The 25496-nt window shown below is 40.7% G+C and carries 33 protein-coding genes and 1 tRNA gene; 6 read left to right on the forward strand and 28 right to left on the reverse strand.

The features are described from left to right. The first annotated feature begins 71 nt into the window (after positions 1-71). Positions 72-350 (forward strand): DUF3889 domain-containing protein, encoded by a 279-nt coding sequence (locus SB660_RS08005; protein WP_234034921.1) that lies wholly within the window; start codon positions 72-74, stop codon positions 348-350. A gap of 33 nt (positions 351-383) precedes the next feature. Here SB660_RS08005 and SB660_RS08010 read toward each other — a convergent pair whose 3' ends face one another. The 9 genes from SB660_RS08010 to SB660_RS08050 all read right to left on the reverse strand — a co-directional run bounded on the left by SB660_RS08010 (position 384) and on the right by SB660_RS08050 (position 5647). Further along, complete coding sequence (locus SB660_RS08010; RefSeq protein ID WP_044140973.1) at positions 384-578, reverse strand: YqzE family protein; 195 nt, start codon at positions 576-578, stop codon at positions 384-386. Positions 579-637: 59 nt separating this feature from the next. Continuing rightward, positions 638-1021: a competence type IV pilus minor pilin ComGG gene (locus SB660_RS08015; RefSeq protein ID WP_058014684.1), complete on the reverse strand. Its 384-nt coding sequence runs from the start codon at positions 1019-1021 to the stop codon at positions 638-640. Further along, a complete protein-coding gene (comGF, locus tag SB660_RS08020) occupies positions 1018-1473 on the reverse strand; it encodes a competence type IV pilus minor pilin ComGF (protein WP_208856856.1) in 456 nt (151 codons plus the stop codon). The genes SB660_RS08015 and comGF overlap by 4 nt, the downstream gene beginning before the upstream one ends. Next, positions 1457-1774 carry a competence type IV pilus minor pilin ComGE gene (gene comGE / locus SB660_RS08025; RefSeq protein ID WP_339163096.1) on the reverse strand — a complete coding sequence of 106 codons (318 nt, stop codon included), beginning with the start codon at positions 1772-1774 and terminating at the stop codon, positions 1457-1459. The genes comGF and comGE overlap by 17 nt, the downstream gene beginning before the upstream one ends. After that, positions 1758-2204 carry a competence type IV pilus minor pilin ComGD gene (gene comGD / locus SB660_RS08030; RefSeq protein ID WP_410582055.1) on the reverse strand — a complete coding sequence of 149 codons (447 nt, stop codon included), beginning with the start codon at positions 2202-2204 and terminating at the stop codon, positions 1758-1760. The genes comGE and comGD overlap by 17 nt, the downstream gene beginning before the upstream one ends. Beyond that, positions 2197-2490, reverse strand: a complete 294-nt coding sequence (comGC, locus tag SB660_RS08035; RefSeq protein WP_003217322.1) for a competence type IV pilus major pilin ComGC — start codon at positions 2488-2490, stop codon at positions 2197-2199. Before comGC ends, comGD begins: the two co-directional genes overlap by 8 nt. A gap of 16 nt (positions 2491-2506) precedes the next feature. Beyond that, on the reverse strand, positions 2507-3547 hold the full coding sequence (gene comGB, locus SB660_RS08040) for a competence type IV pilus assembly protein ComGB (RefSeq protein WP_180310521.1): 1041 nt from the start codon (positions 3545-3547) through the stop codon (positions 2507-2509). Continuing rightward, positions 3528-4598, reverse strand: a complete 1071-nt coding sequence (gene comGA / locus SB660_RS08045) for a competence type IV pilus ATPase ComGA (RefSeq protein WP_257474620.1) — start codon at positions 4596-4598, stop codon at positions 3528-3530. Before comGA ends, comGB begins: the two co-directional genes overlap by 20 nt. Before the next feature lie 176 nt (positions 4599-4774). Continuing rightward, complete coding sequence (locus SB660_RS08050; protein WP_410582058.1) at positions 4775-5647, reverse strand: STAS domain-containing protein; 873 nt, start codon at positions 5645-5647, stop codon at positions 4775-4777. Between the two features lie 98 nt (positions 5648-5745). Between SB660_RS08050 and SB660_RS08055 the strand changes: the two genes are divergently transcribed. Continuing rightward, positions 5746-5816 (forward strand) — tRNA-Gln (locus SB660_RS08055). Between the two features lie 54 nt (positions 5817-5870). On the opposite strand, the gene SB660_RS08060 is transcribed toward SB660_RS08055, so the two are convergent. After that, complete coding sequence (locus SB660_RS08060) at positions 5871-6251, reverse strand: Spx/MgsR family RNA polymerase-binding regulatory protein (RefSeq protein WP_003217382.1); 381 nt, start codon at positions 6249-6251, stop codon at positions 5871-5873. A 214-nt stretch (positions 6252-6465) separates the two neighbouring features. Here SB660_RS08060 and SB660_RS08065 point away from each other — a divergent pair, with 214 nt between their 5' ends. Further along, the gene (locus SB660_RS08065; RefSeq protein ID WP_003217440.1) at positions 6466-6708 is read left to right on the forward strand and encodes a DUF2626 domain-containing protein; all 243 of its coding nucleotides are present in this window, start codon (positions 6466-6468) and stop codon (positions 6706-6708) included. A gap of 46 nt (positions 6709-6754) precedes the next feature. Here SB660_RS08065 and SB660_RS08070 read toward each other — a convergent pair whose 3' ends face one another. After that, positions 6755-7393, reverse strand: coding sequence for an MBL fold metallo-hydrolase (locus SB660_RS08070; protein ID WP_003217463.1), 639 nt, complete (start codon positions 7391-7393; stop codon positions 6755-6757). 157 nt (positions 7394-7550) lie between these two features. Between SB660_RS08070 and SB660_RS08075 the strand changes: the two genes are divergently transcribed. Further along, a complete protein-coding gene (locus SB660_RS08075) occupies positions 7551-7724 on the forward strand; it encodes a DUF2759 domain-containing protein (protein WP_003217333.1) in 174 nt (57 codons plus the stop codon). Positions 7725-7748: 24 nt separating this feature from the next. Here SB660_RS08075 and SB660_RS08080 read toward each other — a convergent pair whose 3' ends face one another. The 11 genes from SB660_RS08080 to rpmG all read right to left on the reverse strand — a co-directional run bounded on the left by SB660_RS08080 (position 7749) and on the right by rpmG (position 17323). Further along, the gene (locus SB660_RS08080; protein ID WP_034662003.1) at positions 7749-8063 is read right to left on the reverse strand and encodes an MTH1187 family thiamine-binding protein; all 315 of its coding nucleotides are present in this window, start codon (positions 8061-8063) and stop codon (positions 7749-7751) included. A 77-nt stretch (positions 8064-8140) separates the two neighbouring features. Continuing rightward, a complete protein-coding gene (locus tag SB660_RS08085) occupies positions 8141-9394 on the reverse strand; it encodes an MFS transporter (protein WP_410582061.1) in 1254 nt (417 codons plus the stop codon). A gap of 155 nt (positions 9395-9549) precedes the next feature. After that, positions 9550-10674, reverse strand: a complete 1125-nt coding sequence (locus SB660_RS08090; RefSeq protein WP_410582063.1) for a M14 family metallopeptidase — start codon at positions 10672-10674, stop codon at positions 9550-9552. An 86-nt stretch (positions 10675-10760) separates the two neighbouring features. Next, positions 10761-12680, reverse strand: a complete 1920-nt coding sequence (locus SB660_RS08095) for an LTA synthase family protein (protein WP_180310516.1) — start codon at positions 12678-12680, stop codon at positions 10761-10763. A 213-nt stretch (positions 12681-12893) separates the two neighbouring features. After that, on the reverse strand, positions 12894-13847 hold the full coding sequence (locus SB660_RS08100) for an ROK family glucokinase (RefSeq protein ID WP_144462713.1): 954 nt from the start codon (positions 13845-13847) through the stop codon (positions 12894-12896). Positions 13848-13860: 13 nt separating this feature from the next. Next, a complete protein-coding gene (locus SB660_RS08105; protein ID WP_008342322.1) occupies positions 13861-14064 on the reverse strand; it encodes a YqgQ family protein in 204 nt (67 codons plus the stop codon). A gap of 70 nt (positions 14065-14134) precedes the next feature. Beyond that, entirely contained in the window at positions 14135-15673 is a 1539-nt protein-coding gene (locus SB660_RS08110) for a rhomboid family intramembrane serine protease (protein WP_410582066.1), read from the reverse strand. 86 nt (positions 15674-15759) lie between these two features. After that, positions 15760-15933 (reverse strand): hypothetical protein, encoded by a 174-nt coding sequence (locus SB660_RS08115; protein WP_017367602.1) that lies wholly within the window; start codon positions 15931-15933, stop codon positions 15760-15762. A gap of 89 nt (positions 15934-16022) precedes the next feature. Further along, positions 16023-16487: a hypothetical protein gene (locus SB660_RS08120; RefSeq protein WP_058014672.1), complete on the reverse strand. Its 465-nt coding sequence runs from the start codon at positions 16485-16487 to the stop codon at positions 16023-16025. A 77-nt stretch (positions 16488-16564) separates the two neighbouring features. Next, positions 16565-17125 (reverse strand): 5-formyltetrahydrofolate cyclo-ligase, encoded by a 561-nt coding sequence (locus SB660_RS08125; RefSeq protein WP_180310512.1) that lies wholly within the window; start codon positions 17123-17125, stop codon positions 16565-16567. 48 nt (positions 17126-17173) lie between these two features. Beyond that, the gene (rpmG, locus tag SB660_RS08130) at positions 17174-17323 is read right to left on the reverse strand and encodes a 50S ribosomal protein L33 (protein WP_012010579.1); all 150 of its coding nucleotides are present in this window, start codon (positions 17321-17323) and stop codon (positions 17174-17176) included. 420 nt (positions 17324-17743) lie between these two features. On the opposite strand from rpmG, the gene SB660_RS08135 reads away from it, so the two are divergent. Both SB660_RS08135 and SB660_RS08140 read left to right on the forward strand, forming a co-directional pair. Beyond that, positions 17744-18091, forward strand: coding sequence for a hypothetical protein (locus tag SB660_RS08135; protein WP_410582069.1), 348 nt, complete (start codon positions 17744-17746; stop codon positions 18089-18091). Continuing rightward, positions 18088-18588 (forward strand): endolytic transglycosylase MltG, encoded by a 501-nt coding sequence (locus tag SB660_RS08140; protein WP_410582071.1) that lies wholly within the window; start codon positions 18088-18090, stop codon positions 18586-18588. The genes SB660_RS08135 and SB660_RS08140 overlap by 4 nt, the downstream gene beginning before the upstream one ends. Positions 18589-18631: 43 nt before the next feature. On the opposite strand, the gene pstB (SB660_RS08145) is transcribed toward SB660_RS08140, so the two are convergent. The 6 genes from pstB (SB660_RS08145) to SB660_RS08170 form a co-directional block, all read right to left on the reverse strand. Then, entirely contained in the window at positions 18632-19414 is a 783-nt protein-coding gene (pstB, locus tag SB660_RS08145) for a phosphate ABC transporter ATP-binding protein PstB (RefSeq protein ID WP_034661307.1), read from the reverse strand. 14 nt (positions 19415-19428) lie between these two features. Continuing rightward, entirely contained in the window at positions 19429-20241 is an 813-nt protein-coding gene (gene pstB, locus SB660_RS08150) for a phosphate ABC transporter ATP-binding protein PstB (RefSeq protein WP_034661308.1), read from the reverse strand. Positions 20242-20264: 23 nt separating this feature from the next. Then, entirely contained in the window at positions 20265-21149 is an 885-nt protein-coding gene (gene pstA / locus SB660_RS08155) for a phosphate ABC transporter permease PstA (protein ID WP_003217489.1), read from the reverse strand. After that, on the reverse strand, positions 21149-22075 hold the full coding sequence (gene pstC, locus SB660_RS08160; protein ID WP_003217329.1) for a phosphate ABC transporter permease subunit PstC: 927 nt from the start codon (positions 22073-22075) through the stop codon (positions 21149-21151). The genes pstA and pstC overlap by 1 nt, the downstream gene beginning before the upstream one ends. Positions 22076-22154: 79 nt before the next feature. Beyond that, a complete protein-coding gene (locus SB660_RS08165) occupies positions 22155-23072 on the reverse strand; it encodes a phosphate ABC transporter substrate-binding protein (RefSeq protein WP_058014668.1) in 918 nt (305 codons plus the stop codon). 214 nt (positions 23073-23286) lie between these two features. Beyond that, positions 23287-25422, reverse strand: a complete 2136-nt coding sequence (locus SB660_RS08170) for a peptidoglycan D,D-transpeptidase FtsI family protein (RefSeq protein ID WP_058014953.1) — start codon at positions 25420-25422, stop codon at positions 23287-23289. Between the last annotated feature and the right edge of the window lie 74 nt (positions 25423-25496).

The raw sequence follows: 25496 nt of genomic DNA on the forward strand, positions 1-25496 counted from the left end.
AATAGCAGGTGAGGTGATGTGAAGTGAAATATGGAAAGATGATAATCATGCTCTGTTTACTGTTGATTCCTATGATACAAGACACCAACCCTGCGGATGCGAGAGGTTTCACTGCCGCCGCAGATCAATGGGAAACACGGGCAGTCAAAGAAGCAAAGAAGCGATATCCTCTAACGCAAGTCTTATTCAAACAAAAAGTATGGGACCGTCATCGCGAGAAGGAATCTGTGAAACAGTATCATATTACATTAAAAGACCACACCAAAGAATTTGGGGTATATGTCACTATTTCTTATAATCCCTACTCAAACAAGGTCAATAAAGTGATTGTTGTGGAAGAATACAGCTAAAGAGGCATAAAAAAACCGCCTGCTGGCGGCTTTTTACTTTTGTCGATGTCGCTTACGTTTTTTTAGCATCATTGAAAACCCAAACGGCAGAACCCCAAATAAACGCTGTGAAAATGGCGGTTTCGTTTCCATTTTCTCTTGTTTATGTTCCTTCCGTTCGTCACGTGGTGTATTCATATATTTAATGATTTCCTGTGTCATATATTTTACATAGTCATTTGTTTTCAAGCACATTCACCTCTTCTTTCTTCAAGTGTTACCAGGAAGAGGATCATTTTATACACTGGCTATTCACTGTTTGCCCATTTCATGATTTCACGGGTCTTCCAATTTAGCACGAGTTCCCGCTCATCTGATAAACCATCCTTTGTTTTCACACTGACTAACATGTGGATATGCTTTTTCTTTTGATCGCATGTCACCTGCTTTAATGTCACTCGTCCTTCTTCAGTGTCAATAGGGGTATGCTGCTTTTCACACAACCGATGTAATGTACTGGCAGCTTCATTCGCACCCACCCTGAAAAGCTGCTGTTTTTTATAAAATGAAATCGTCAGCTCTGCACTTCTCAGCTCTCTTTGAAACCCCATCGTCATCGCCCCTAGAATCAAGAGAAAAAATAGAATCGCAGCCAGTACTTGCGGATAGATAAATCCTCCTTCCCTTTTCACGATGTAGGTACCACCCCTTTATATATGAAAAAAACGGCTTCATACACCTTACCAGATTCATCTGTGACTTTAAGGATAGCTTTGTGCTGATTTGTTCTTACGCGAAATTCTTTCACCTTTTGCAATAAAGGGAGATGGCCTGCTTGATCCATTCTCTTTCGAAGCATCTCTTGATATGGCTCAATCGTTACGACTCGCCCTTGATCAGACACATACTCTAACGCTTTCCCTCCTTGCGCCGATCGAATAGCCGTTGCTCGGCTTAATTCCTCATCTAATTGCAGCACAGTCTGTCTCCACTCCATTTGTGAAAATCGGTTGACCTCTTCAAAAGGACGAGCTTTCTCAGCTGTAGAAAAGATCAGTACACAGCCAATTGAAAGGAACAAAAAGAGCTGCAATTGCCACAAAGCCTGGACAAGGGTAAAACCTCGTTCACCGTTCAGCAACATGGTGAAAGCATATGGTCTGCTTTTTATGTATCGTGTATGATACACATCCCTTCTCTTTACTCCAATTGAATACATATGTGATGTCGCCTCGCTTCTTTTTGACAGAAGTTTTTGTACCATCTATGAACAATTCATTCATCTGTTCATGCAAAATTTGGTAAGCTTCAAGTTTGGCTCTTATTTCATTTTTCCCTATCATGATTCTTTCATAAGCTGGCATGAGCACAAGGGCTGCAAATAGGAAGATATGACAAGCAAACAGCGTTTCAATCGTACTAAACCCTCTATTGCTTTTGAACATGGATTCGCCCGCTTCCTAAATAGATCGTGAGCTTATACGTTTGACTGCCAAATTGAATAATGAGGGACCCGCCGCTGCTCGGATGTCCGTTTACATTAAAATAGATACCTTGTGGAAATGTAGAAGCCTTAATGCTTCCCTTTTGCTGCTGAAAAGAAGCAATGATTTCGCCATCCCTTTGATCGATTACCTGATACGATACATGTGGTGGATGGAATTCAACATACACACGTGTTTTTTTGACAAATGCAGTATAAGCAGCCAATTGAAAATCTTGTTTCATGATGTTCACTTGTCTTTTGGCTTCAGCGCCTTCTATTAAATTTGGGATTTTCACTCCTATGATCGACAATAGAATCGATAGAACCAGTAAGATCATTAGCTGTTCTATGAGGGTAAAACCCTTTTCATGAAAAACTAATTTATTCATGCTTCACATGGCCGTTTTGAATGACAATCGCTTTTCCATTAGGACACGTTAATCCCTTTTTGACATAGCCCTCTTTTTCTAATTCAGCTAAAGATGGTGTCTTGCCATCGTGCTCTAATTCATATGCCATCACCTGTGTGCTCACCATTGATTTAAGCCCTTCACAGCCCTTTGCTTGAATCGTTTGGTGGTGACGAGTGATATTCGGAATGGTAATCAGTAAAAGAATTGAAATCACAAGCATGACAATTAACATTTCTAACAGAGTAAATCCTTTATCATTCATGTTTTTGTCCTCCTTCTTACACTTGCTCCATCAGTTGATACATTGGTAAAAGAATAGATAAATACACAATGAGTATTAGAATTGCCGTCAGACCATAGATAACCGGCTGCAGCCACGACATCCATTTTTCAATTTTCAGCTCTGCATTCTCTAATAGAAATTGGCTGTACGTGTACATTTCTCTTGCAAGCATCCCGCTCGCTTCACCATGTTCGATGACGGCGGCAAAATGTTTTTCAAAAAAAGGAGACAGGCTCACTTGATATGCCATGCTCTCTCCTTTTCTTAACTCTTCAATCATCTGTTCTGATATTTCTTGAAGAAAGGGTAAGTAGCTTTGCTGCTTAAAAGCTAGCAAGCTCTCGTACATCGATAACCCAGCCTGAAGCAGTCCGCTTAACTGTAGAGAGAATAGGTACGTATGCATGAGCCGCATTCCTTTATATAAAAAAGGAAACCTGCTTATGACCCTCAGCTTCTCAAGGGTAGATTTTTTCCTAAAAAAGAAGGCATAGTATCCAGTCAGACAAATACACACACAGCCGATGAGGAGGAGAGATACATGAAGCAATTGAAAAATGCCAAACATACCTTGAATCAGCCATGACATTCGGGTATCCATCGAGGAGTACAAGAGAGTAAATTGAGGAATGATCATTTGCTGAACGAGTATGAGCACGATCAAAACCGTAAAGATGAGGAAAATTGGGTAACGTAATATGCGTTTAAACGTGTCTACCTGTTTAATTTTTTTCTCTAAAAACCGTGCGCTTTGTTCAAGTGCTGTTGCTAGACTGCCATGCTTTTCGGAAAAACTTAAAATGGCGATGACTTCCCGCTGAAAATGAAGTCTTTCTAGCACCACATACAAAGGTTCCCCTTCGAGCAGCCACTGAATGCCCGGTGCTAATTGTTGCTGCTGTTTATTCGACAACTGAATATTCACCATCGTTAATGCCTCAACCAGTGTATATCCAGCCTGAATCAATTGAGCAAGTTTTGATAGACATTCCGCTTGATCCTTTTTAGACCACGCTTTATAGGCTTGCTTCTTCATAAACCCAGCGATGATAGGTGTTTTTCGATAAATAGCCTAGTGCCACTCCTTTACGAATTAATCTTTGCAGTGTTTCATATGACGAGTGAGCATATTCTCCTTTAGCCTCCTTGATACACTCACCGAGCTCCTTTCCGAACAGCAGTTCAAATACATTTGTTCGTCTGACCGGACGATTTAATTTACAGTAAAGCTGGCATGTTTCTCCGCAAAAAGGACAGGTGAGCTCGATTAATCGCTGCGCAGCAATCGCAACCATCGTTTGTTCGAGTTCATTCATCGTGACACCAAATTCAAGCATACGATAAAGGGCTCCTTTTGCATTTTTCGCATGTAGTGTACTCAACACTAAATGGCCTGTTAGTGCTGCTCTAATTGCCGTTCGAGCCGTTTCAGCATCTCTTATTTCTCCTAGCACAATCATATCTGGATCATGTCTTAAAATAGCGCGTAATCCTGCGGCATATGTGATACCGGCTTTTTCATTTACTTGAACCTGTAACACTTCTTCATTTCTTGTTTCCACTGGATCTTCAAGTGTAATTATATTTCGGTTGAAATTCTTTTTTGCGAACTGGATCAATGAATAGAGGGTCGTTGTTTTGCCTGAATTGGTTGGACCGGTAAATAAAATGAGCCCATGCGAATGATTCAAAAACGACAATAATCGAGTAGAGGCTTTCGGAAATAGTGACAGATGTTTTATTTTCGGAACATGATCCTGCGGCAATATTCTAATCACTAAACTTTCATCATTTACAGTTGGTAAGGTAGACATTCGAATAAACACCTGGCCTCTTCTCAGCATCACAGCTAGCGACCCATTTTGCGGTCTCCGTTTTTCTCCGATATCCATGGACGATAAAAATTTAAAATGAGCAATGAGCCGCTCGCCGCTTTTTTTATCAATGGTTCGCTGCTGAATTAAATCTGAGTCTACTCGGAAAGATACAGACGCTTCCTTTTCTTTTGGGACAATATGCACATCAGATGCCCTCATACGGCATGCTTCTTCTAGCAGCTCTTGTCCCAAATATTCAATCCCATACAATTGGTTCACTCCTTTCAGTGACCCTATTGTAAGTCGGAGGAATCTGTCTGACAAAAGAGCAATTTATCATTTTAACGCCTAATCAAACGAAAAAATCATCAGCTTGTGATGGGAAACGTGGTTTTTTAAAAAAGTGCATATAAAAAAACCTGACTTTTACAGTGCAGGTTTTTTGGTCATGTTGCTTCTTGCTGCTGCTCTTCAAAGATACGAAATCCTCTTTTTTCTAACGCTTTTGCAAGGCTGTGTTCTGTATTTACTTTTGAGAAATCAATGCCGAGTTTCACTACAGTTTGAGCGATCTCTGGGCGAATGCCTGATATAATCGTCTCAATTCCAAGTAGCTTCGCACTATCGACCACTTTAAACAGCTGATAAGCAACCATCGTATCAACGATCGGTACGCCCGATATATCAATGAATAAATGCGTTAAACGAAGTCTTGAAGCCTGTTCTAGTACGGATTCTAGAATAATTTTGGCCCGGTACGTATCTATTTCTCCGATCAGCGGCAAAATCCCGATCTCCTTTGATACTGGAATAACAGGGGCACTCAGTTCTTGAATCATCTCTCTTTGTGCATTCAGCTGACTGAGTGTCACGCGGTCATATTCTTCTGATAAACGCTCAATCATATCATCAAATGTGGCGTGAAAGTGCTGATTCCACTGACACACATCTTGCAGGGTCACTTCAAGCTCTGTTTCTTGGGTGAATGTCTCAATTCTCGAACAGAAAATGTGGCGGAAGATCTTAAATTGTCCAATGATTTCATATAACGGCACCTCGTGCACTGCTCGATCACGAGCAATATCAACTGACCATTTTTTCAAATGGTTTTCTGCTTTGTCTGACAGTGTCACAAGTGTTGCTGCAATGGTTTGAATAAACGCTGTATTCTGTTCCTTCAGCTTCTTTTCCGTTTCCTCTGAAGCATGTTTAGAATATAATGAGCCTTCTTCTGTTCTTGTCTTTAACCATTCTTCGGTCATGACAGGGGCTTCTTTTAGGATAAATTCATATAATTGCTTAGATTTTTCATTTTTCATTTACTTCTTCCGCTCCTTTTTCACTTAAAACTCGTGACATACAACTTTTATGTATAAATGACCGTAGATGGTGAACAATATCATTACACGTTTGATATTGGGCTATAGCCAAGTGGTAAGGCAATGGACTTTGACTCCGTGATCGTTGGTTCGAACCCAGCTAGCCCAGTTCAGCACAAAAACGAAGACGGCTGAAGCATGTTTCAGCTGATCTTCGTTTTTATTAGGAAACTGATTGATGAATCGCTTTCTTTTTTGATAATTTCATGAGTTCTCCGGGATTATAGCCTACTACTAACTTATTTCCATCAATGATAATCGGTCTTCGGAGCAGTTTTGGTTTTTCAATGAGAAGTTGAAGAACCTCGTTTACTTTTAAATCATTAATATTTAAATTTAAGCTTTTAAAAGCTTGGCTTCGTGTGGCTAAGATTTCATCCATTCCTTCTGTTGTTAAGGAAAGGATCTTTTTTAATTCTTCTAGGGTTGGCGTTTCTCTGAAAAGGTGACGCTCTTTAAAATCAATTTGATTCGCCTTTAGCCAATGTTTTGTTTTGCGGCAAGACGTGCAGCTCGGGTATGAATAAAAAGTAATGTCACTCATTAGTCTTCCTCCTTAGGTCGTTAACCTTTTCTCTTATGGAGTAAGTACCCTCATGTATTTCGGCATAAACACGTTTTGATCACTTTTTTCAAAAAAATTTTTTCTCCCCGTAAAATAAATGTTCACACGTTGTCAAAAATGTAAATGTTTACATAACAAGTGATCATCAGCTATAATATGAATCAAAGGGGTTTTTTTAAGGGGAGGGAAAGAAATGAATCGCATGTTCCGCGTGCTTGGCTTTTGGACGGGTATTTTTGCTGTCATGTTCTATTTAGGGCATATGAAAGATGCATCGTTGCTGTTCTTCGGTCAAACCGTTCTTTTTGTATTTTTATCCTACTTGAATCTATCCGAAAGAATGTATATTTACATTTTCGGAGCGTACTTGACGATTTTCTTTGCCGGATTTACATATTATTCGATTTTCATCATGGTTCCCGGTACCGGACATTAATTGAAAAAAAGCATCTCTATCAAAAGAGATGCTTTTTTTCATACGTTTAAAGAGAAAAACCATTGATAAATGGATTTTGTTCCTGCTCCGTGAGTACAGTCGTTTCTCCGCCATGTCCACTTAAAACAAGAGTTGATTCTGGTAATGACAACAATTTGTTATGAATCGATTGAAGCAGCACTTCTTGACTGCCCCCTACTAAATCTGTTCTCCCGATGCCGCCTTCAAATAGCGTGTCACCAGAAATCACAAATCCTTCTTCCGCCGAATAGTAAGATACACTGCCTGGAGAATGCCCAGGAGTGTGGAACATCTCTAATGTAAACGATCCAATTTGAAGAGTTCCTTCTGACGTGATTAATTTTTCAGCTTCTTTGACCGTAATTCCATTCCCAATCAATCGAGCTGAACCGTTTAATTCAGCATTCGTGAGCCATTCTTTTTCATTCTCATGTACATAGAGTGGCACTCCCCACTCTGCCCGCACCTCATCTGCGGCACCGATATGATCAAAATGAGCATGTGTCAGTAAGACAGCAAGCGGTGTGAGCTGTTTTTCTTTTACATAGGAAATCAGCTTTTGTGCTTCACCGCCTGGATCAAAGATTAAACATTCTCCGTGCTCATTTTTCCAAATATACGCATTCGCTTGTACATAGCCTAGTGGCATTCTTCTCCAATTCATTTTCATCACCTACTTTATTCATTCTTTTTTATTATGAAGGCTACACAATAAAAATTCAAACAATCGTCAACTGGAATCTACTCGACAAGCTTTATGAAAACGGTTAAAATGAAAAGAAAGGAAATCAAGGGGATTGATGACAAAGGGGGACTTTCACATGATGCTCGTCATTATTTTTGGTCTAGTCACGATTTTAGCTGCACTCGGGATCTATCGCTCACTTAAAAAAGTGAACGTACTTGCCATCGCTTTTGCTGGCGCAACATTTTTGGTTTTTGGCTGGTTTACTGTCATGACCATCATCTATAGCGGTTATCCAACTGCACATTAAAAGCCTGCATAAAGCAGGCTTTTTTCATTGATTCAAGTGCTTATTCACGCTTTCTATTTTACTTGTAAGCGTTGTGGTTTGATCCCGCCTGTCATCAATGCGGATATTGGTCGCTACGCGGTGCAGTCCCTTTTCAAAAGGTGCTTCATGAATGCGCTGAATGACTTCAAATAAAACGGATAATTCACCTTCAATTAACGTATTCATTGGTGTTAATTGATAATTAATTTTCCCTTCTTTTTGAAAGCCTTCTAAAATTCTTTGTACATCTGCTACATAAGCACTGACACTTGGTGTTTCGGTGCCTATTGGAATGATCGTGACATCTGCTATGGCCATGTTTAGTGCCCCTTTCCATTGAATCCTCATGTTTTCTCGTCCTCATTGTAACCTATTCGCATTCCATCATGCCATGCTCACGTTGCATTTAAAGAAGGTTTGTCTCTTTCTATCGTCAAATCCGCCCTCTTTACCTTCCCAATCTTTGTGAATAGCAGCAGGCATATCCCAGACACAGCTTCAATGATGCCGCCAGCCGCAATGACATATCCAGACCCAAATCGTGTTGCCATATAGCCGCCAATGAGTGCGCCTAACGGAATCATGAAGAAGGAAATCATATTGATAATTGCATACACTTGCGGCTGATCCTCTGCTTTTACTGACAATTGAATCATTGTATGTTCAGGCACGTTGACTGCACTGATGGCGGCACCTAAAGCAAAAGCTGATATAAATACAAGTGGTAAAAATGCGTTCATACCTGTGATGAAAAACGAGATTCCGTCAACGATCCCGGCACCTATAAACAGCAGCCCATACCGGTTCACTTTTACCTTTGTCAAAACAAATCCCATCAAGAATGCACCTAGTGCCGTTGTGACTTTAATAAATGAATAGATCACTGGTCCACTATGTAAATCCTCTGTTAAATAAATAACCGACAATGCTTCCCAAGGTGCGGCAGCAAAGTTCGAGCAGACACAAAAAATCGCCAATGGGAACAAAATATGATGCCTTCTCACAAGTGAAAATCCCCGAATCAATCTTTTGCCGTATGATAACCCTTTTTTGGCTTTATCGATGATGATTTCTGTTTCATATGTAATGATGAATACGAGTAAAGCGGACAAGAGATAAAGAGGAATAATCACAAGCATTGTATATCCTACCCCCGCAAATGCAATCATGACACCACAAACCGTGACCGTCACAAGCCTGACTACATGACTTGCTGATTGAATAGTTGCATTCGCTTTTTGTATGAGGTCCTCATGGACAAGCTTTGGAATAATTGATACAGACGCCGGTTCGTAGGAGCCACCTGTTGCTGAATGAAGCAGCATACAGCCAATAACAAGTGCTAATGGCGTGAAACCATAAAAGTAACTGACCACAATCACAAGGATTATCGCTCCTCTAGTTAAATCAGCAAAACACATCCAAAATTTCAGTTGATGCGGCTTCATCATTGGGGTAATGAGCGGGCCAACAATGGCTTGCGGAACAAAGCTGACCGCAATAAAAAAGGCTGTTCCAATTGCCCCTTTTCCGCCTAGTACTAAAAGCCACAAGATGGTGTTGAAAGATAAACTATCAGCGGTTATTTTGAACATTTTAGAAATAAATAAGTAAGTGAAATTCCTTTTCCACAGGCTTTGAGCACTCAATAATCGACATCTCCCTAAAACATATCCTTTTTTTTACATCCATATCTTTCACAATAGCTCACAAGAGAGGCCTTCGTCAATGACCCTACTATTATTTTTATTGACAATAAGAAATTGCTTCATGTCAAATGTAAAAAGCACCTGACAGGTGCTTTTTAACACTTACATGCTTCCCATAACAACCGCTTTGTTTTCTCATAGATGGTGTCAAATTGATTCATGGAAAGAGGATTTTTTCCTAGACCAAGCTCGACTGTATAGCCCTCATTGTGACATTGATAAATAAACCAATCGCGATAGCCTGCATAGCTGTCAAGATATTGAACTGGCTGATAGCCGCTTACTTGCTCAAATCGTTTGACCGTTTCTTTTGAGATGGCTGGTTCATGACCAAGAAAACCCCAGTATATCTCTTCTCCTTGTGTATGAAGAGCAACAAGCCTGTCAAAGCGTTTTCGTAACGCTAGATTTGCCATCGCTTTCGCTTCTGGCTCTGTTAGCGGCTGATATCCAGGAAAACCGCGATTGGACGGTTCCTTAGGCTCATAACGGTAGTATTCGATCTCCCAATAAGCAGGAAATTGATTGTTCAGATCCACCCCTCTTATATTTGCTTTCCATTCTTGATAATCAGCATATCCTCCATGTAGCGCTGTGAATTCTTCACTGCTGAGCCCTAGTGGCTCTGGTCCATTTCGTACGAGATCCACGCCATCTGGATTCACCATTGGTACGATGGAGAGAGCTGTAGTTCGCAGAATATGAACGGCTTCATGATGTCTTGCTTGCACCGGGTCAGATGCAGCCAAACACAGCGATTTCAGCCATTTTATTAAAACAGACGTCGTGATCCACTCATTTGCATGAAAAGAGGCATTCAAATGAATAGAATGCAAATGCTGAACAGGCTCTGTTCGGATTTCATAAATAGGTGTATCAAGCACTGAATGACCTATGACACTGATTTGAAGAAAAGGAAATGCGGCTTTTAATCGGCCCAGCTCTTTTTCTAATTGAACACTATCATATTCAAAGGTTCCATTGATCCAATCATCGGATTGCTGCAGCCTGTATGGCGCAATAAATTTCTGCAGCTCACCTATGGAAGAAAATGAATGGATGCCTTCCGGAAGTCGATATCCCGGTAAAAGGAGATACTCAGTGCTGATATGATTGGATAAATGGAAAGCCGCATTCCCTATCCCTAGCTGCTTTGCCACATTATCCTTTTCCTCTTCATCAAGCTGCCATTCAATTTTCCCAAACGACGTTGTCTTCATTTACATCCCTCCTCTCATACTATATGAGCTGGCATACAAAAAAAGAAAACCTCTGCATGTAAAAATAACAGAGGTTTTCTCATATGTTAGGACGCCTTTTTCAGCTTCGTTTCATCTTCTTTTTTGGATGGAGAATGGTCCGGGCTGTTCCGGTCATAAAATCTAAGGAGATCCCCATAGATGATCTGATCAGAGAATTGGAGCTCTTGCTTTGTCTTTTCTTCATAAGACTGACAAACAGTCTCATCATCTCTCGGCTCACCCGTTTTTTTATTGTAGCAAACACCATCTGTGAAAACACTGTCCTTCGTAATAAAGCTGCCATCACGAAGCACGGTAAAGTCATTCTTATCTTTTGATAAAAGATCATGACCAAATTGGATTTGTTTACTTGTATCGACTCCTAAAAGATTGAGTATAGTTGGACGGATATCGATTTGTCCGCCTACTGTATCAATTTCTTTTGGCTGTTGATCTGTGATCCCTGGAATGTGTACAACAAACGGCACTTTTTGAAGCTGCACTTCTTCAAATGGCGTAATCTCTTTATTTAAAAATTGTCCCATTGCTTCGTTATGGTTTTCTGAAATTCCATAGTGATCCCCATATAAAACAAAGATGGAATTTTCGTACAAACCTGTTTCCTTCATCTTTTCAAAGAAAATCTTCAGCGCCTCATCTTGATATCGCACTGTCGGAAAGAACTTGTTTAACGTTTTGCTCTTAGAATCATATTCATCAATCAGCTTATCTTCTTCGTCTAGATCAAACGGAAAGTGGTTCGTTAATGTAATCAATCTCGTATAGAAAGGCTGCGGGATCGATTTCATCAATTCCGCTGACTGTTCGAAGAATGGACCATCTTTCAGCCCCCAGCCAACGGAATTTTCTTCATTTACATCAAATGATTTAATATCAAAAAACTTGTCGTAGCCAAAGCTATCGTAGATCAGGTCACGGTTCCAGAAACTTTTGTTATTCGCATGAATGACAGAAGAATGGTACCCCTCATCCTTTAACAGCTCAGGTGTGGCTGTATACTCATTGCTTGGGTTTGTGAAGAACACAGCCCCTCTTCCAAGTGGATAGAGAGAGTTATCAACAATAAACTCCGAGTCCGATGTTTTTCCTTGGCCTGTTTGATGATAGAAATTAGTAAAGTTGTAGCTTTTCTTGATTAGTTTGTTGAGAAATGGGGTGATTTCTTTACCATTTAATTTTTCATTGACCACAAAGCTCTGAGTAGACTCAAGTGAGACAAGGATGACATTTCGTCCTTTAGCTTGACCAAACGTCTTTTCATTACGGTCAGTTTGATTTGCGCTTACATAGTTTTCAATTTCCGTTAAGCTATTGCTGTCAGCAAGAGCTCGCTGAGCAGACTGCTTCGATTGCAGCACTCCATCATAAATATGGAAATTATATAAGCTAATATTTTTCACCAGCATCTCACGGTCAAATGAGCGAGTGAGCAGTTCTGGTCTTTCTGTTTCAGCCAAACCTAGGTTAAAGAAGAAAGTCGCTGCCACAAATAAATAATACGCTGCTCGTTCTTTTCGTGAAATGGTGACATCCGTTCTAAAGGAAGGCTGCTTTTTATAGAGCCACATTAAAATGATGATATCAACGAACATCAATAAATCGACTGGTTCAATTAAAGAGGTAATACTTGACCCGAGGTCACCCATATTGTTTGTTTGAAATAGGACGGGGATGGTTAGAAAATCACTATAGAATCGATAAAACACAATGTTAGCTAACAAAATGAATGTCAAAATAAAGCTCATGACGATGATATATCGATTGCGATTTTTTTCTTTCATAAATAAACCGATACCAAAGATAAACAAGAGAAAGCTTAGCGGATTAATAAACAGGATAAATTCCTGCATGAAATTTTCTATTTTAATATTGAAGCTAGATTTATAGATAACATAGGTTTTGACCCACATGAGCAATGTCGCAATCAGTAAAAATGAAATCGCCTTTAATCTTTTCTTTCGCATTGTAACCTCCTTATGCTAAGCGAGCACTCAAGCTAGGGATACACCCTAATTATTGGTGCTTCTTCAAAAATAACTAAACTATATCTTATCCTGTATGTGCTGGAAAATCAATGTCTTTCTCCTCATGACAAACTTATGAATATGCTAAATATTTCATTTCATGCCCATCTATCGCTTTTTTTAATAAAAATGACATCATGATGACTTTTTTGTTTAAGACAACCATTTGTTTTTTGCCATCCATGCACCGCCGATGACTCCTGCATCGTTTCCGAGAGAGGCAATCACGACTTCGACATCATCAGCGCAAGGCGGAAATGCGTGATGCTTAACAACGCGCTCTACTTTACTGCGAAGAATCTCACCTGCTTTTGAAACACCGCCGCCAATCACGATTTTTGTTGGATTTAACGCACTGGCAAGATTCGCTAAGACAAGGCCAAGATGAGTCGTCACTTCTTCTACGACACGCATGGCAAGGTCATCTCCACTTTCAGCGGCCTTAAACACATCCTTTGCAGTCAGCGAGGTGAGTGTGCCCAGTGAAGATGTATGCTGCTCTGTTTCTAATTTATCCTTTGCTAGCCGGACGATGCCAGTCGCAGATGCAATGGTTTCAATACAGCCCGTTCTTCCGCAGTTACACGGTGCTCCTTGGAATGGAACGGCACAAATATGGCCAATTTCTCCGCCAGCCCCTGTCTCCCCTTGAACAACTTCACCATTTACAATAATACCGCCGCCAACACCTGTACCAAGTGTGACCATCAGGATGTTTTTTGCGCCATCGCCTGCACCCTTCCACATTTCACCGAGTGCAGCAATATTCGCATCATTTTCGATGACAGATGGAAGTCCTGTCTCTGCCTCTAGGTGATCTTTGAGTGGATAGTTTGTCCAGCCGAGATTCGTTGTTTTATAGACAATCCCAGATACTTTATCTACAGGCCCAGGTGCACCCATTCCAATCCCAATCAGCGCTGATTTGGGCATACTGATTTCGACCAATTTGTGGTCAATTGATTTGGCAATATCGACTGTGATCGTCTGCCCTGATTTATCCGTAGGAATTTCCCACTTATGCTGAATTTCACCATATAGATTAATGAACGCAAGCTTAATTGTCGTACCGCCAAGATCAACTCCTACAAACCAATCCCCTATCATATGCCCTCCACCTTCACATTGTTTTTCGATTTAATTTGGCTAGTTCCATTTGAAGAATCGTCATTGCGTTTGACCATTCGGTCCGGTCAATAATGCCCGATGTATACATTTCCTTCAGTTCATCTGCCATAAATTCTAATTCCACTTCACGATCTCCGAAATACACATAATTTCCAAATCTCATGAGCAGCTGCTGTACATCATATAACGTTTTCATTGTTTCCACCATTTCTTCTCATCAACAGATAGGATAAGCGTATTCATAAATGCGCTTTCAGTCAAGTCATTCAATGTGTTTGCGTGTTTTCAATATATTGTTTCAGCTTTAAAAATTGATCATTTTTTGGATCTTGGTCTAATCCTTTTTCTATTAGATCCTCTGCTTTCGCTGTCTCTCCTTTTTCTACGTACAACAACGATAAATGATACAGTTTATTTGGATCATCTGGATCTTTTTTAAGCGACTTTTGTAAAGATCCAATCGCTTTGTCAAGGTGGCCGAGCTGGGCTTCCGATAGTGCATATATATGGAGAGCCTCAGCTGATGCATCCTTCTGATGTACATATTCCTCTAGACGTTTACTTGCTTCGTTATAGTTCTTGTCATCAAATAAACTTGCTGCCTCACTTACTGCCGCCGCTTCCTTTTGATCATCTGAATGAAACCCTGTATACAATCCAAAACCACCAATCAATAGTAGAACAATACTAGCAAGAAACATTTTGACAGGCTGCACCTGTTTAGGGAGACGGACAGCTAAAGCAGCTAAAAAACCGCCAACCAGACCACCAAGGTGCCCTGCGTTATCAATACCTGATACGGTGAAGCCGATCCCTAAATTGATGAGGATGATCACAATAATATTTGTCCCCATCGTCCGAAAGAAGAGCTTACGGTTAGAGATTGCCAAATATAATAGTGCACCTAAGCATCCAAAGATCGCACCTGATGCACCGGCTGCGATGGCGGTATTAAAGACAAAGCTCGCTATGGAACCAAAAATGCCGGAAATGAAATAGATGAGCACAAATCGCCATGAACCATAAATTCTCTCAACAGCCGCTCCGACAGACCAAAGAGCAAATGTATTAAAGAGTAAGTGCGTCAAGCCAATGTGCAAAAACATTGGTGTAATCAGGCGCCACCATTCTCCCTCTAAGATCAACCCATTATTTTTAGCACCAAACGCTGTCAAAGTTGCCGTATTGGTACTTCCGCCAAATAGTTCAAGTAAAAGAAACATCACCACTTGAACAGCGATGAGCAGGTAGGTGAAAATCGGTCTGCCATTTTGAAAAACGGCCCGTTCTCGTTCACGCTGCTTTTCCTGATCATCGAATGCTTGAAGTACGTTCACTTTAAGCTTTATGACATCTTCAGCTGTGTCTCTTTTTGCCTCTTCTACATCCACTGTCAACGATGTATTGAGCCATTTTTGCAGCTCGTTAACGTCGTGTTGAAGAGTGTCTGCATTCAATAATACTGGTGTAACCGTCACCTTTTGCTTTTTTTGCGGCTGACCGTTTAGGTCCTCCCAATCATCTACAGGGTGGTCAGCTGTAAATTGGAGCTGTAAGAGATGAAGAGACCGTTTACGCATGGCCTCTCTCAGCTGATTCATCCGATACGTCTGCTCTTCGATATCTCGAACAATCTCCTGTTTAAAATTCACATCTTTTCTATATAGACGGATAAGATCATACCCTGAGTTTCGTGGTGCTTCGAAAAATATTTCATCTTCTGGATACGGACTTTGAATCATCTCGTACCCTTTTTGTCTTAATTCATCAACAACTCGCCAAAATAAACTATCTATGACATTCATTCATTCGCGCTCCATTTTTTACATTATTATAACAAGAATCGTTCTGATCCGCATTTCTGAACAAAAAAATCCCGGCGTCTGCGGGATTAGAATGCTTGGCGAATAAATTTCGTCCGAAAATATGGGATTTTCATCAGCCACTTAATAAAAAAGTGACGCACTTGATTTTGACCTAAGATCAAATTCATCAGCCGATAACGATTTTGCACGAGAACAAATGCAAACAATGTGAACACAATGCTCCAAATCATTTTATTCATCATATTCCCTCCTATGTTCGTATCGTGGCTTAAATAGGATGTGTTTATGCATGAACCATCATTTTTATCGCTTACCATGCGATCTGCTTTCACACTCTAATCCCTTGTTCTTTTGATTGAATATAATAGACCTCTTCACACTCTGATTGATCAAAAGAAACGTCAAATTGATGAAGGTCGATTAAATCCTTGAACGTATGAGGCAGTTTACAATTCCGCTCTACCACTTCGATCTTATGCGGGAAATAACTGTCGTATGGATTTGGTGTATGTACATATACAGCGTCCAAACCAGGGTCATGTTCGTGAATACAAATCCATGTTTGGTATGGCTTTTCAAAGCCTTCAAGCTGTTTTAACAGCCTATGATATAAGGTGATATGGGCTTTGATATGCTCTCTTCTTATTTTTAAGCTATTTTCCCCGACTCCAAAAAAATCAAGGTGCGTATGCCAAAAATAAAACCATGAATCCTGATCGAGTTTTAGGTCACAAGTATTGACTTCCTCCCGCATATTGCGGAAGTATCTTTTCTTTCCACGAAATTTTTTCAAAACGGACCTCCTATCAGCTAAAATGAAATGACTTTATAAACAACAAAAAGCCCGTTCTTTGGACAATCAGCGGACTTTTACTTTTGATATAACGTACCTTTTTCACTGACAATTATAGACACCGGTATGTCGTGTGCTTCAGATGGCACATGCCTGATTTGCTGTAAAGACAGACAAAGTGCAATGGTGACGCCGTGAAAGTCAGCTAAGTAGCGGTCATAATAGCCGCCCCCAAATCCAATCCGGTAGCCTTTTTGATCGAAGCATACTCCAGGCACAATGATTAAATCAATGGCTTCTTTATGTACAGCTGTTGATACTTGAGGGTCTGGTTCCAATAGCCCAAAGTAGCTGGATGTCATCTTTGTTTCGGGTGTATATTCATAAAACATCATCTCTTTTGTTTTCGGAAAGCAGGTGGGGATACATACTGTTTTTCCTTCTTCCCACGCTTTTTCAATCAGAGGCATTGTCGGTATCTCTTTTCCTCTAGACATCGTCAAAGCGATCGTTTCCGCCTGTTTCCATGCTGGCAGCTGCAGTAAATGCTCATGAAGTAAAGCCGTGCTGCGCTCAAATTCTTCAGCGCTTATCTGATCAAGCTTGGCTAATGTTTGAAGGCGAAGCTCCTTTTTCATACAGATCATCTCCCATCATAAAAAAACAGCAGGAAAATTCCCTGCTGCTTACTTTGTTTCACGATGTACAGTTTGTTTTTTATCACGTGAGCAATACTTTTTGAATTCAACGCGATCTGGATTGTTTCGCTTATTCTTTTTAGTAATATAGTTACGCTCACCGCATTCAGTGCAAGCTAGAGTAATATTTACGCGCATATTTTTCCCTCCAAACTAAAATCAATTCACATTCAGACCTAACTATAATACCACTTCTAGCTTAGGAATGCTAGAATGTTTTTTCACCAATTTCAATTTGAGTGCATTCACTTACATATCGTATGCTTATGTCATGAAAAATCGTCTGCTCCCCTATAAAACCTGATCCTTTGTCGTACTGTATACATGAGACCCCTCTTCTCCCCGCCGCTTTCATTTATTTTGACAGCGAGGCAAGGTTTTCATACCCGTTTTACATATAAAAAGAAAAAAGATGAAAAAAAGGTGATTTTCTTCAGCAATTCCTTTTGAAACTAGCTTTTTTATGGTATAAAAAAGAAGGGTCGAAAACTGTCTGAAACAATCTTGAAAGCCTTTTATGGCTTTCAGCATTAAAATATGAATAAAAGGTGATGAAACATGGAAATTGCAATTATCGGATTGCTTGTTGTCAGTATTGTACTGATCGCATTCTCATATTTTCAAAGAGAGCCGATTAAAGAAGTCGAGCAGGAACTTGAAACACTTCAACTATCTGCAATGCAAGAAATCTATAAACTGAAAAAGAAAATGAAAGTGCTTGAAGAAGAATTACTTGAAACAAACATCGTTGTTCGCCAGCATTCTGAAATTGATCCATCCATCGCAAGACAGATCATTTCAAAGCATCAAAATGGCATGTCTTCTGAGGCCATTGCGCGCGCTGAGCATGTATCTGTAGAAGATGTCAACATGATCATTAAAGACAACGAGAGGGTGCTTGTATGACGAAAAAAAGCATCCAAACGTTTGCAGCAGGTATAATTCTTGCAACTGGGGTTCTTGCGATTGTCTTTTTCCTCACTGGGAAAGACGAGGCAGCAGCTGATACAACAACAAAAGAAACCCTCGCACAGAAAGTAACAGACACTGACGTGAAAAACTATTTAGACTCCAAAAAAGAAGTCACTGTCAGCCGTGAAACGTACCAGCAGCTTCTTGACTATAAGGAAAAAGCGCTGAAGGCAAATGAAGACGGCGATTCTAATAGTGATCAACAAAAAGAGGACAAGCCTAAAGGCAAATCGATCAAATTCGTGATTAAAAACGGTATGAGTACAAGTGATGTTTCAGACATGCTTGAAAAAGACGGCATCATCAACTCGTCTAAAGACTTTAATGATTACGTAATTGACGCTGGCTACCATAAAGAAATTCGTGCAGGCAAATTCAATTTAAAAACAGGAATGACGTTCAAACAGATTGTCAAAGCCTTAACAAAATAACAAGAAAAACCCCCTGGCGGCACTGACCTCCAGGGGGTTTTTCTTATCCAAATCGACCAGATATATAATCATTCGTTCTTTGATCGTTTGGCTCAGAAAACATCACATTTGTATCATTGACTTCAACAAGCTCTCCCATTAAGAAGAATGCCGTTCGGTCTGATACCCGAGCCGCTTGCTGCATGTTATGCGTCACAATGGCAATTGTATATTTCTCTTTCAATTTCATAATCAATTCTTCAATCTTTAATGTGGAGACAGGATCAAGCGCTGATGTTGGCTCATCCATTAATAAGATGTCTGGGCTTGTGGCAATGGCTCTTGCGATACAAAGACGCTGCTGCTGACCGCCAGAAAGACCTAGAGCGGGGGCACTTAATCGATCTTTCACTTCATCCCATAGGGCAACATCTCGAAGCGCTTTTTCCGCGATTTCTTTCAATTGCTGCTTGCTCTTTACTCCATGAATTCTTGGTCCGTATACGACATTATCAAAGATTGACTGAGGAAATGGATTCCCTTTTTGAAACACCATGCCGACATTTTTACGCAGCTCGACTAAATCGACACGACCTTTTAAAATGTTGTCATCTTTATACATCATATCCCCGGTGATTTTCACACCTGGCACTGTTTTGACCATAAGATTTAACGTTTTAATAAACGTTGACTTTCCGCAGCCGGACGGGCCGATAATCGCTGTGACTTCATGCTCTCTAATCGCTAAGTCAATATGCTTCAATGCATGATGCTGTCCATACCAAAGATTCATATCATTCACACGAAACACTTCTTTTTTTGCTGTTTCAGTTGCTACTGCATTCATCAACTCCACCCGCCTTATCCAAATCGACCATTGATATAGTCTTCTGTTTTTTGCTGCGCAGGACGTGTAAAGATACGTTCTGTGGCATCATATTCTACTAGATCTCCGTTTAAGAAAAAGGCCGTACGATCTGATACACGGAGCGCTTGCTGCATGTTGTGTGTCACAATGACGATTGAATAATCATTTTTCAATTCGCCTAATAGCTCTTCAATTTTCGCATTTGAGATAGGGTCTAAGGCAGAAGCCGGTTCATCTAATAGCAAGACACTAGGTTTCATCGCAAGTGTACGTGCAATACAAAGACGCTGCTGCTGACCACCTGACAATGACAAAGCGGATCGGTGCAAACGATCTTTGACCTCATCCCATAACGCCGCCTTTGTTAAGCTTTCTTCAACCGCATCATCAAGCACAGATTTTCTTTTCTCCCCGGCATACTTTAACGCATGGGTAATGTTATTGTAGATCGATTTAGGAAATGGATTTGGTTTTTGGAAGACCATGCCGATTTCTCTTCTTAAATTCACCACATTAATACGGTCATCCAAAATATTTAATCCTTCGTACATGATCGCCCCTTCACTTCTCGCACCTGGAATTAAGTCGTTCATGCGGTTAATACTGCGTAAAAAGGTTGACTTCCCGCAGCCGGATGGACCGATTAATGCAGTAATTGCATTCTTCTCAATCTCGAATGAAATGTGATTGACTGCTCTTTTTTCACCATAATAAATGCTTAAATCCTGCACCTGTAAAATCTGTTCCGCTTGAAGTGGAGCCTTTTTCGCTGCAATCTCTTTTTTTTCTGCTAGCATTTGAACCATATCCCCTTCACACCTCTCTCACATTATTTTGACGTAAGCTTTTTATGAATAAATGAACCCAGCCATCTAGCTGCTAAGTTGAATAATAAGACTGAAAGCACAAGTACAGCTGATGCACCATTTGCGATGGCTTCTGCATCTGGAATGATTCCTTGTGTATTGACGTTCCATATATGAACGGCTAATGTTTCTGCCGGTCTAAACACATTCAGCGGTGACGTATCAGAAAAAGGACTCCAGTTTGTGAAATCTAGGCGCGGTGTGGAGAGACCTGCTGTAAAAAGAAGGGCAGCCGCCTCACCAAAGACTCTTCCTGATGCTAAAATCGCACCGGTAATTATAGAAGGAAGCGCACCTGGAATAAGGACCGTTTTGACTGTATGCCACTTCGTTACACCAAGCGCAAGTGATGCTTCCTTTTGATCCTTCGGTACAGAGCGCAGCGCATCTTCTGTCACCCTGACCATCACCGGCAGGTTAAACACAGTGAGCGCAAGAGCTCCTCCAATGATCGTATAGCCCCAGCCTGTTAAATTCACAAACATGAGTAAACCAAACATACCAATGACGATAGACGGAAGTGAAGACAGCACTTCAATACATGTACGTATAAAATCTGTGACTTTGTTTTGAGGCGCGTACTCTGCCATATACACTCCGCCGCCGACGCCAAGCGGGACTGTAATCAGCATCGTAATAAACAAAATATAAAACGAGTTAAACAGCTGATCCCTGATGCCGCCGCCAGAGCCAATCGCACTTGAGCGGGTTGTCAAAAAGTCGAAATTTAATTCTTTTGCACCGTTAAAAATGATATAAGAAAACAAACCAACGAGAATCGCCGTAATAATGGCAGCACATAATCCAAATATAAATGTGGCAAAACGATCAGTCATTTTGCTATTCATTAAATCTTCCTCCTAGACGACAAGTATCTGATAATGAGTATGAACATAAATGATACAACTAGAAGGACAAGTCCCATTGACCAAAGTGTATTGTTCTCAACACTTCCATACGTTGTGTGACCCATGTTTAACGTAATAATGGTTGTTAATGTACCAGCTGTATCCATAATGCTCTCTGGTAAATTACGCGTGTTTCCAATGACCATCTGTACAGCAAGAGCTTCTCCAAATGCTCTAGCCATGCCAAGAACGACCGCTGTCATTAATGTTGGCAGAGCTGCCGGGACAAGCACACGTCTAATCGTTTGCCATCTTGTTGCGCCTAGTGCATACGATCCCTCACGTAAACTTTTTGGTAGTGAACCCATTGCATCAGTCGCAATGGATGTAACGGTTGGCAGGATCATAATAGACAGGACAATCGTTCCTGCTAGCACACTATGCCCTGAGCCGCTTGACTTGAAATGTCCGATAAACGGCACCAATACTGTAAGACCTATGAATCCGTAAACAACGGATGGAATCCCCACAAGCAATTCAATGACTGGCTGGAGGATTTTACGTCCCCAAGCAGGTGCAATTTCTGTCATAAAGATTGCGCCTGCGATGCCTAGCGGCGCTGCAATGAGTGCCGATAGGAGCGTGACGGCGATTGATCCGAAGATAAAAGGAAATGCACCGTACTGCGGGTTTTCTGCTGTTGGGTTCCAATTGATACTGGTTAAGAACTCAATTGGGCTTACACCATTTACGATGAAAGATTGTAAACCCTTAATGCCAAGGAAGATGGTGATGGCGATCGAGACAGCAATCATTAAGAATGCGCAAAATCTCACCAAAATACTTCCTCTTACTTCATCCATTTGCCTATTTTTCTTCGAGCTGATCAGTCGATCGCTCGCTTCTGTATGTTCTATCTGCTTCATCTTTTTCTACACTCCTATGAATGTCATAAAAGGAAAAGTGAAAAGCTCCACTTTTCCTTCATCAGCAATTCAAGACCTCTTACTTATCTGTTTGTTTGCCTGTTGCGTCTCTTTCTACTTTCATATTAGAAACTGAGATGTAGCCTTGGTCTTTGACGATTTCTTTTTGCACTTCATCACTCATGAGGTAATCTAAGAATTGTTTTGCTAGACCATCTGGCTCACCTTTTGTATAAGAATGCTCGTAAGCCCAAATTGTATATTTACCGCTTTCTACATTGCTTTCTTCCGGTTTCACACCATCAATGCTAAGCGGTGTAATTTTGTCATCTGTTAAATAAGAGAATGCTAGGTATCCGATCGCACCTGGTGTTTCTGCAATCAGTTTTTTCACTGTGTTTGAAGAATCTTCTGTGATTCCTTCTGCAGGTGTTGCACCATCAAGTGCATACTTCACAAATGTTGCACGAGTTCCTGAAGAGTCAGGTCTGTTCACAAGAGTGATTTTTTGATCTTTCCCGCCAAGCTCTTTCCAGTTTTTGATTTTACCAGTGAAGATTTTTTTCAATTCGTCCTTTGTGATGTCTTTGACACCCACTTCAGGGTTTACAGCTGCAGCCATTCCAACAACTGCTACTTTGTGGTCTGTTAAAGCTTTTGCGTCGATTCCGTCTTTCTCTTCTGCGAATACATCTGAGTTACCAATTTGTACAGATCCTTCTGACACTTGAGAAAGTCCTGTTCCTGAACCGCCGGCTTGTACTTGAATATCGGCTTTTGGATGTTTATCCATGAATTTTTCTGCTGCCGCAAGAACTAAAGGCTGCATCGCAGATGATCCTGAGATGGTAATGGAACCTGATGCCTCTTCTTTGTTTGAAGCATTTCCTTTACTGTCTTTTGAATCTCCGCTTGAGCTGCTGTTTCCGCATGCTGTAACGAATGCTAACAATGCGATCGTAAGGAAAGTAAGCAGCCATAATTTGTTCTTTTTCATTTCAAGAATACCCCCTGAATAATTTGTCCTACGAGTAATACATTAAAGGTTCTTTATTAATTTCGTTTAAATGGAATGTTAAGGTTTTGTAAATGTCGAAGTTTTGTAGAGATCTTGCGATGTTTTTTATGTATTTTGTCAATTTATCTCGGAGTTTTTGAAGAAAACGTAAAAAAACGCCCACAAAAAGTGAGCGTTTTTACCTAGAGAAAGTCTAGTCATTTGTTTCTGCTTCATTTTCAATTTTATTTTTGTTCTTCGCTTGTGTATCATTGCTTTCCTGTTTTGATTTTAGCTCAAAGTATTTGTCTAATACTTGTTCACCGATATCATTTGTAATTGGATAGCGCTGATTGTAGTCTTGATACACCCATGGTACAACAACAGAAATGGCCACTTCTGGGTTATCAGCAGGTGCATACGCAACAAGAGTGGTGTTATACGTCGGTGTACCGCGCTTGCTTTTAATTGGCCCGTCATAGAATGATTGAGCGGTCCCTGTTTTGCCAGCTGGGTTATATTTTTTGTTGCCAAAGTTCGAGTAGGCTGTCCCTCTTGGGTTCTGCATGACAAGCTTGAACCCTTGCTGAACACGCTTGATTTGATCACTTGTCATGTCTAGTTTATTCAATACGTCTGGTTTGACGGATTCTGTTACAGCACCAATGCCGCGCTGCGGATCTGGCTCTCTCACTTCTTTCACAAGCTGCGGACGTAAACGATAGCCGCCATTGGCAACCGTTGAAACGTATTGCGCCATTTGCAGCGGTGTAAACGTATCATACTGTCCAATTGCATAGTCAAGCAGGAGCCCAGATTGTGTAGACGTTCCCCGGTAGCCTGTCGCTTCGTTTGGCAGGTCAATCCCTGTTTTGACCCCAAGACCAAATTTACTGAAATTATAACGGAATGTATCAAAAGCTTTCGGATCGATTGGGAGCGGCTGGTTCTTACGATACTCCCCTTTTCCAACGGCAATCGCTGTTTTAAACATATACACGTTAGATGAACGCTCAAGTGCCGTTAAATCATTAATGAGTCCCATATTTTGATAGGATTTCTTAGGCGGTGACTGCGCGATGTACAGCGGTTCATCGTACTGGGTACTTCCAATATGAATCACGCCTGTTTTATAGCCAGTCAGTACAGTGGCACCTTTTACGGCTGAGCCCATCGCATAGGATGATGTCATTGTTCCCAGTGCGTAGTCATCAAATTTGTATTTTCCGTTTTTGTTTGAAATCTGTTTCCCCGCAACAGAGAGAACTTCTCCATTTCTAGGGTCCATCATGACAACAAACGCACGATCAAGAAGCTCTGTCCCGCCTCTTTGTTTCGCACTTTTCAAGTTCTTTTCAATGATTTTTTCAACCGCTTTTTGCAGCTGAATATCAATAGTGAGCACAAGGTCTTTCCCGCTCTTTCCTTCTGTTAGCACTTTAGAACTTGTCACATTACCCTCTTTATCCGTTGTGCTCTGTTCTTTTTCCTTTTGTCCTTGCAGGACATCTTCATATTGATACTCTAGATAGCTTTTTCCTACACGGTCATTTCGGCTGTAGCCGAGCGATAAATAATGTTCAAGAAGTGACTGTGGAAGTCCTTCATCACTTGAGGACACGCTGCCGAGCATACTGCGAAGCAGTCCTTTATACGGATAGCTGCGTGACCAGTCTGTTGTGACATCCACACCTGGCAGCTCGTCCAAATGCTCAGAGACGTAAGCAATTTCGCTTGGCTTCACATCATCATTTTTAATGAATTGAGGCGTAAGTGCATAACCTGCATCCATTTGTCTTTTAATCGCAAGCACTTGTAAGTCTTTTTTCGTCAGTTGATTTAATTCCTTGTCCGTGATGCGCTTCAGCTGAAGCTCATATAATTTATCATCAGCGACCTTATCGTCACCCTTTAATTCCGATTCCTTTTGAACAAGCTTTTTCGCTTCGTTCGGGTGGGTTAAAATCCAGAAATCTTTTTTGTCCCGATCTGTGATTTTTTTCGTACTCACATGAATCATATCCGCTAATTTTGTAGCCACTTTGAGCCGCTCTTCTTGTGAAGTCGTCGAGGTTCTCGTATATGTAATGGCATTTAGCGCTTTATTGCTGACAATCGTATTATAGTTTCGATCGTAAATTTTTCCGCGCGGAGCAGATGAGCTGACATTCACATCCTCTTGTTTTTCTGCCTGCTTTTTATAATCTTCTCCATTGACAATTTGTACAAATCCGAGTCTTACAACAACACCAGTAAAAATAATAAACGCAGCTAAAAATAGTAAATTCAGCCGGAGTGGAAGTGTTTTGCGCCCTTCCTTCGCGTCTTTTTTGTTTTTCTTGTTTCTCATCACATCACCTTTTCTATCAAGAAAGAAATGGCACCCCTTTTTGTGTATAAAAGGTGCCATCATCATTTTAGCGG

The sequence above is a fragment of the Bacillus sp. SIMBA_005 genome (genome assembly GCF_046535585.1).
GTDB classification, from domain to species: domain Bacteria; phylum Bacillota; class Bacilli; order Bacillales; family Bacillaceae; genus Bacillus; species Bacillus pumilus.